The organism is Armatimonas sp., assembly GCF_043757465.1.
Classification (GTDB): domain Bacteria; phylum Armatimonadota; class Armatimonadia; order Armatimonadales; family Armatimonadaceae; genus Armatimonas.
On sequence record NZ_JAYVPL010000043.1, the window covers coordinates 21,726 to 28,282 of the forward strand.

Consider the following 6,557-nt stretch of genomic DNA (forward strand, 5'->3'; position numbering starts at 1 on the left):
AGGTAAAATGGGAGCCATGGAAACGGCTTCTTCTTCGGTGTTGTGCGGCGTGGATGTGCTGGTGCGCGAGAAGTTCTCCGCGCTAGGGCGTGGGCCGGTCGGGCTAATCACCAACCACACGGGGCTGACGCTGGACGGCGTGGCGACGGCTGATGTGCTGGCGGAGTCGTCCCAGGTCTCTCTCAAGGCGTTTTTCGGGCCGGAGCACGGGATTCGTGGCGCGGTGGATGAGCGCGTCCCGGATGGCAAAGACCCGAAGACGGGCCTGCCGGTGTTCTCCCTCTACGGCGAGCGCTACGAGCCCACGGCGGAGCAGCTTGCCGGGATCGAGACACTGGTCTACGATATTCAGGATGTTGGCTGCCGCTTCTACACCTTTCTCTCGACTCTCGGGCACTGCCTCACGGCGGCTGCCAAATACGGGAAGCGCTTTGTGGTGCTGGATCGGCCCAATCCCATTGGGGGTGTCGCGATAGAGGGCCCGATTGCCGATAAAGACAAGCTGGCTTTTGTGGCGTACCATCCGATTCCCGTGCGCCACGGGATGACCATGGGGGAGCTGGCAAAGCTCATTGTTGCGGAGAAAGGGCTGAAGCTGGATCTTACCGTGATCCCCTGCGAGGGCTGGAAGCGCGGCGACTACTGGGACGCCACCGGGCTGACCTGGATCAATCCCTCACCCAACATGCGCTCGCTCGCCCAGGCCACTCTCTATCCGGGTGTCGGGCTGATCGAGTTTACCAATATCTCGGTGGGGCGCGGCACCGACACGCCGTTTGAGTGGATCGGCGCCCCGTACCTCGATCCCCGTCGCCTCGCCGCCGCCCTCAACGAGAAGAAGCTCCCTGGTATTCGCTTTATCCCCGTGCACTTTACGCCTCTGGCCAGTAAGTTTGTCGGTGAACTCTGTGGCGGTGTCAGCTTCTTAGTGACGGATCGCCAGAGGCTCGCTCCCGTGCGTGTGGGAGTCGAACTCGCCCTCACCCTGCGAAAGCTCTACCCCAAAGAGTGGCAAGCTGAGCGAATGATGACGCTCTTGGTGAACCGGCAGGCCATGGATGGTGTCCTAGCGGGCGACGACTACGCGGCACTTTCCCGACGCTGGAGCGCGGGGCTGCGTGCGTTTGCAAATCGCCGTAAACCACACTTGCTCTACCCTTGAAAAAATAATTTCGTGATTTTATAAGATTCGGGGTTTCCCACCCGTTATAGGGGTGAAGCGGGAGAGACACTTCCGCAACCAAGAGGAAACCAAAAACTATGTTTACGACGTTCACGAAAATTGTTATCTGCATCGCTGCTCTGACGAGCCTGACCTGCCCGAGCTTTGCTCAGGAGAAACCCACCGTGCCCGCCGCTTCTAAGGCAGCCCCCGCGGTATCTAAAAAGAAGACCAGTGCGAAGAAAACGGATGCCATTAAGCCGGTCGAGGGGCCTGTTGCACTGAATAAAGCGACTGCGAAAGAGCTGGAGAGCCTCCCCGGGATCGGGCCCGCCATTGCGGAGCGCATTGTGACGTACCGCACCGAGCAAGGCAAGTTCACCGAGCTTTCGCAGCTCATGGAAGTGAAGGGGATCGGGGAGAAGAAGCTAGCGCAGCTTCGGCCCCGCCTCACGTTGGACTAGGGGGCCGACTAGTCTTTACGTCCGACCGTAGCGGGTAGTTTGGTAGGTACGAGGTCGCTGCCCGGTGCAAGCCTCGTGCCTAGCCAAACTCCCAGAAACAGTACGACAAGTCCCCCAATAGCAATCAGTGTCACCATAAGCCAGCGGGGAAGTGGGCGACGGGGGGCGTTTTTTCTGGGCACGGCAGGGTGCGCGACCTCTGGCACGGCGAGTCTTTGGGCCTGCTGCTGGTTGGTGAGTAGGCGCAGATGGCGTGCCTGGATCGCTTTGTCGCGCTTCTCTGCAAGGGCTGCGTTCTGGGGCTTGAGCTCCGCCGCGACGCTGTAGCAGTGCAGCGCCTCATCGTGCTTTTCCTGTGCGGCAAAAAGATCGCCCAGCAGGCTGTGGGCATCGGCTGACGTGGGGCACAGCTCCAGAGCACTCTGACAGATGGCCTGTGCCTCCGACAGATTTCCCCGTACACGCGTCAGGTTTGCTCGTGAGAGCAGTGCGCCAATCTCTTCATCCATGGCCGCTATTGTACGCCCGTGTGTCCGAAGCCGCCCACGCCGCGCTCGGTCTGCTCCAAGCTCTCCACTTCCTGCCAGACCACCCGCGCCACGGGAGCGACAACAAGCTGGGCGATCCGATCCCCGCGGTTCACGGTAAAAGGCTCCTGCCCTAAATTGATCAGCAGAACCATGATCTCGCCGCGATAGTCCGCGTCTATGGTGCCGGGGGAGTTCACCATCGAGATACCCGCCTTGCGTGCCAGCCCCGAGCGGGGGCGTACCTGCGCCTCATAGCCGACAGGCAGTGCAATCGCAATTGCGGTGGGCACTGCCTGGCGCTCCCCGGGAGCCAGGGTCTGTGGCTCAGTGAGCGCCGCACGCAGGTCCATCCCCGCTGCTTGGTCGGTCTCGTAGGCCGGGAGGGGGAGATCATCGTTGCCCGGCAAGCGCCGGAGAGAAACAGGAACTAACATCAGGAATCTATCTTACCCGGCGGAGGAGGTAGAATAACAGTAATGCCATTTGGCCAGATTTTTGCAACCCCTGATTTATTGATTGTCGGAACCCTTGTGCTCCTAGAGGGCCTGCTCTCCGCCGACAATGCCCTCGTGCTCGCCTTGCTCGTGCGCCACCTTTCCGATAAAGAACAGCAAAAAGCGCTCTCACTCGGGCTGATCATGGCCTTTGCACTGCGTGGCGTGGGAATTCTCCTGGCAGGCTTTCTGATCAAGCTCTGGTGGCTCTGTGGTCTTGGGGCGGCCTACTTGATCTTTCTGGCTGTCAAGCACTTTATGAGCAAGTCCCACGACGAGGACGACGAAGCGGCGCTGGCGGCGGGGGGCAAGCAGCTCTCTTTTGGGCGGACGGTCGCGCTGGTGGGCTTTACGGATGTGATCTTTGCCGTGGACTCGATTCTCGTGGCGGTGTCTCTGGTCAACAAGCCCTCCAAGCTCTGGATTGTCTACTTAGGGGGGCTGCTGGGAATGGTTCTGCTGCGCCTGGGGGCGGCGGCGTTCCTACGGCTCTTGCGCAAGTACCCCGCACTGGATAGCACAGCCTATGGGCTGGTGGCCTGGGCGGGAGTCAAGCTCGGGTTTTCCTCGCGGCACCTCTATGGGGAGCTCAACCAGATCCCGTATGCGGAGATGCCGGATGCGGTCTTCTGGGGAGGTTTTGCGCTGATCATTACCGTCGGGGCCTGGTGGGCAGTGCGCAGTGCACGCTCACACGTCCCCACGCCTGGTGAGGAGCTGACTGACGAGGCGATGAAGAAGATGAAAAAAGTGATCGAGGAGAGCAATCTCTGATGCGATTTGGGGTGTGCGGTGGGCGAAGTAAGGCTGCATCTGTTGCGGCGGCAGGGTGGGACTACATTGAGCTGGGAGTCGCCGGTGAGCTGATCCCGGAGTCCGAGAATGCGGCGGCGTGGGCGGAGAAAAAAACCGCACTTCTGGCGCTTCCTCTTCCTTGTGAAACGTTTAATCTCTTCGTGCCGAGCAAGCTGAAGCTCGTCGGCCCTGAGGTGAACCCGGCGGCGCTCACGGGCTATGTCCACACGGCACTTTCTCGCGCTGCGGAAGTGGGCGGGGAAGTGATTGTCTTTGGGAGCGGCGGTGCACGGCAGCTCCCCGTGAGTGGCTGGAGCGCGGAGCAGGCGCATGAGCAGCTCTTGTGGTTCTTAAATCAGTGTGCGGATGCCCATGAGAAAACCGGCGTTGTGGTTGCTATCGAGCCGCTGAATCGCCATGAGTGCAATCTGCTGCACACGGTCGCGGAGGGCGCGGCGCTAGCGCGGGAAGTCGGCAGGCCCGGCGTGCGAAATCTCGCGGACACCTATCACATGGAGCGCAACGGCGACGAATCCCTTGCGGATATTCTGGCGAGTGCGGATTGCCTAGCCCATGTTCACACGGCGGACACCAGGCGAAAAGCTCCAGGGACGGGTGTTTATGACCATGCCGCTCTGTTCACGGCGCTTCGAGAAGCGGGCTACGATGCCCGTGTCTCGATTGAGTGCAACTTTACCGACGGGGAGTTTGAGACCGAATTAGCCCAGGCGCTTGCGCATCTAAAGCAAGCCTACCGGAGTGGCCAGAGCGCCGGGTGATGTCCCCTGGATGAGGCGCGGAGCATTTCCCGTGTGTTTTTCATAGGCTTCCGCCACACTCTCCGCCACCACTGTCTCCCGCTCCGTGGGGCAGAGGATACAGACCGTTCCCCCCGAGCCGCCCCCCGTGATTTTTGCGCCCGCCACACCGCTCTGATCCATCGTTAGCTCGACCAGTAAGTCCGTCTCCTTGGTTCCCAGACCGCAGCGGCTGTAGCTGGCGTGTGCGGCGAGCATCTGCTTGCCCGCGAGGACGAAGTCGCCCACGTCGAGCGCCGCCAGAAATGTCTCCACGCGCTGATTCTCAAAGATCGGGTGCTCCGTGGCGGATAGTACGGGGTAGTGCTGCGCAGGGTCTACTCGGGTGACAGTGTCCCAAGTGGGGCCATGCTCCTCCAGGAACGCCGCGCCCGAGAGTGTCTCAGGCAGAGTAATTCCGAGCGCCTTGTAGTGGGTTGGGGTGAGATTACACAGATAGTCGGTGGGTTGCAGCCCCAGCAGCTTTGCGCCCATGAAGGCGGCGCACCGCACGCCCGTGTAGCCCATGCCCCCCACACTGTGCTTGACACAGGAGTCTATTCCAAAGACACTCCAGCCTGTTGGGATTTGCGTGTAGCCCTCGATGGTATGGGGCTGGCAGCGTAAGAGAAGCAGCTTGCCCGCCTCGCCGCACGCACTGGTCACCTGATCCATAACCCCGCACGGCGCTCCGACCCACTCGTTCTCCACCCGCTGGCACAGACGCGCGAGTGTCAGGCCATCCAGTGCGATCTCAAAGGCTGCCGCCACCGCCCGCATGGTCGCCACTTCAATAGCCGCCGACGATGACACGCCCGCCCCTAGAGGGACATCGGAGCTGAGCAAGAGGCGCACACCGGCATCGGGATGAAGGAGCCCTTCGGCTTTGAGCAGTGCCACGCAGCCCGCTAAATAGACGGCCCAGCGCTCCGTTTCTTTCTCACCGCCTGGGGCGACGCTTACCGTGCGGCCGATATTGAGCGAGCGAATGGTCAGCTTGCCCGACGGATCCACTTGCGCTCCGCAGAGCGCCGCCTGCCCGATGGGCATTTCCGCGACCAGCGAGCCGGAGTAGTCCGCGATTCCGCCCATCACATCGAGGCGACCGGGAGCGCGTGCGACAAAAACAGGGGACTCTTTGGTAAAGAAGCCTCCGTGGTCAGGGAACTCAAACTTCACGGACGTAGCTATTGGTTTCTGTTTCGTAGCGGTAGACACGTAGCTCCCCGTTGCCGATCTCGACACCGGGAACCACATTGTCGGCGAGGTTTTCAAGCTTCTTGACCAGCGCCCGGAGCGAGTTGCCATGGGCTGCAATGAGAATCGTCTGCCCGGCGGCGAGCTCTGGCTCGATGGTTTCCTCGAAGTAGGGGAGCACGCGCTCGGTGGTATCCGCGAGACTCTCGCCGCCGGGGGGGCGGTCCGCGAAGCCACGGCGCACGGCCTGGATCGCTGCCTCGCCGTACTTCGCCTTCATCTGGTCTTTGTTACGCCCCTGCCAGAGCCCGTAGAAGCGCTCGTTGAGCTGCCAGTCCTCAACAATGGGAATGCCGGAGATCCCTGCACCCTCCATCACGAGCTGGAGAGTTTGCTGGGCGCGCACCAGGCTCGATGTGTAGCTCTTGTCCACGGAGTACTTGCCCGCCATCGCTTCTCCGACTTCTATCGCGTGCGCCTTGCCCGTCTCCGAGAGCTCGACATCTACCCAGCCAGTGAACAGATTAAGGCTATTCCAGACAGACTGAGTGTGGCGGATCAGCAACAGCCGTCCTTTACCATCGCTATGCATTTCTTTGAGTCCTTCACAAACAAAAACAGCGACCAGCCCACCGGGGCAATCCTTCGCTGTTTTGCTTTTTCGTTTGAATCTGCTGGGCATTGTACGGTGCAAATCGCCTTTTTAGCAAAGTTTGACGATGTGCTGAAGCGGTGGTATACTCTCTCTCGCTCTGGTCGGTTGGCTCAGTGGTAGAGCACCGCCTTCACACGGCGGGGGTCACTGGTTCGAATCCAGTACCGACCATTCTTCTTCCTCACTCTCAATCTGAGAAAAATCCCACTCCTCACAAGAACAGCACTCCCAGGCTTCCGGCTCTTTTTGGCGCAGCTCGTCGTTGCTCGGCTCGGGCACACGAAACAAGCACATCGGGATGATCTCTCCCTCGATCCGTGCCTGGCGGTAGAGCAGGGCGAGCGAAACCCAGTCTCCCGAGGGCAAGTGAATAGCGTACGGGTACATTCCCCGGAGCTTGCTCCGTGACCGCATGGAACGTGTGGGCATCTCTCAGGATGCCCACTTCTTCTAGGGTTTCGGC

Annotated in this window: 9 protein-coding genes and 1 tRNA gene; 5 read left to right on the plus strand and 5 right to left on the minus strand. The window is 60.7% G+C overall.

The genetic code is table 11. The annotated features are described in order from the left end of the window. The first annotated feature begins 16 nt into the window (after positions 1-16). A complete protein-coding gene (locus ACH2ED_RS05765; RefSeq protein WP_395089254.1) occupies positions 17-1,162 on the plus strand; it encodes an exo-beta-N-acetylmuramidase NamZ domain-containing protein in 1,146 nt (381 codons plus the stop codon). Between the two features lie 98 nt (positions 1,163-1,260). After that, positions 1,261-1,626, plus strand: a complete 366-nt coding sequence (locus ACH2ED_RS05770) for a ComEA family DNA-binding protein (protein ID WP_395089255.1) — start codon at positions 1,261-1,263, stop codon at positions 1,624-1,626. 8 nt (positions 1,627-1,634) lie between these two features. Here the strand turns inward: ACH2ED_RS05770 and ACH2ED_RS05775 are convergent, their stop codons facing one another. Further along, positions 1,635-2,135 carry a tetratricopeptide repeat protein gene (locus tag ACH2ED_RS05775; RefSeq protein ID WP_395089256.1) on the minus strand — a complete coding sequence of 167 codons (501 nt, stop codon included), beginning with the start codon at positions 2,133-2,135 and terminating at the stop codon, positions 1,635-1,637. 5 nt (positions 2,136-2,140) lie between these two features. Continuing rightward, complete coding sequence (gene dut, locus ACH2ED_RS05780) at positions 2,141-2,590, minus strand: dUTP diphosphatase (RefSeq protein WP_395089257.1); 450 nt, start codon at positions 2,588-2,590, stop codon at positions 2,141-2,143. 42 nt (positions 2,591-2,632) lie between these two features. Between dut and ACH2ED_RS05785 the strand changes: the two genes are divergently transcribed. Together ACH2ED_RS05785 and ACH2ED_RS05790 are read left to right on the plus strand one after the other, a co-directional pair. Further along, entirely contained in the window at positions 2,633-3,424 is a 792-nt protein-coding gene (locus ACH2ED_RS05785) for a tellurium resistance protein TerC (RefSeq protein ID WP_395089258.1), read from the plus strand. Further along, positions 3,424-4,224, plus strand: coding sequence for a sugar phosphate isomerase/epimerase family protein (locus tag ACH2ED_RS05790; protein WP_395089259.1), 801 nt, complete (start codon positions 3,424-3,426; stop codon positions 4,222-4,224). The genes ACH2ED_RS05785 and ACH2ED_RS05790 overlap by 1 nt, the downstream gene beginning before the upstream one ends. On the opposite strand, the gene ACH2ED_RS05795 is transcribed toward ACH2ED_RS05790, so the two are convergent. After that, positions 4,186-5,421 carry a galactokinase gene (locus tag ACH2ED_RS05795; RefSeq protein WP_395089260.1) on the minus strand — a complete coding sequence of 412 codons (1,236 nt, stop codon included), beginning with the start codon at positions 5,419-5,421 and terminating at the stop codon, positions 4,186-4,188. The genes ACH2ED_RS05790 and ACH2ED_RS05795 overlap by 39 nt on opposite strands. Continuing rightward, positions 5,411-6,031, minus strand: coding sequence for a 2,3-bisphosphoglycerate-dependent phosphoglycerate mutase (locus ACH2ED_RS05800; RefSeq protein WP_395089261.1), 621 nt, complete (start codon positions 6,029-6,031; stop codon positions 5,411-5,413). The genes ACH2ED_RS05795 and ACH2ED_RS05800 overlap by 11 nt, the downstream gene beginning before the upstream one ends. A 162-nt stretch (positions 6,032-6,193) precedes the next feature. Between ACH2ED_RS05800 and ACH2ED_RS05805 the strand changes: the two genes are divergently transcribed. Then, positions 6,194-6,265, plus strand: a tRNA-Val gene (locus tag ACH2ED_RS05805). Here the strand turns inward: ACH2ED_RS05805 and ACH2ED_RS05810 are convergent. Further along, complete coding sequence (locus ACH2ED_RS05810; RefSeq protein WP_395089262.1) at positions 6,239-6,481, minus strand: hypothetical protein; 243 nt, start codon at positions 6,479-6,481, stop codon at positions 6,239-6,241. The genes ACH2ED_RS05805 and ACH2ED_RS05810 overlap by 27 nt on opposite strands. Between the last annotated feature and the right edge of the window lie 76 nt (positions 6,482-6,557).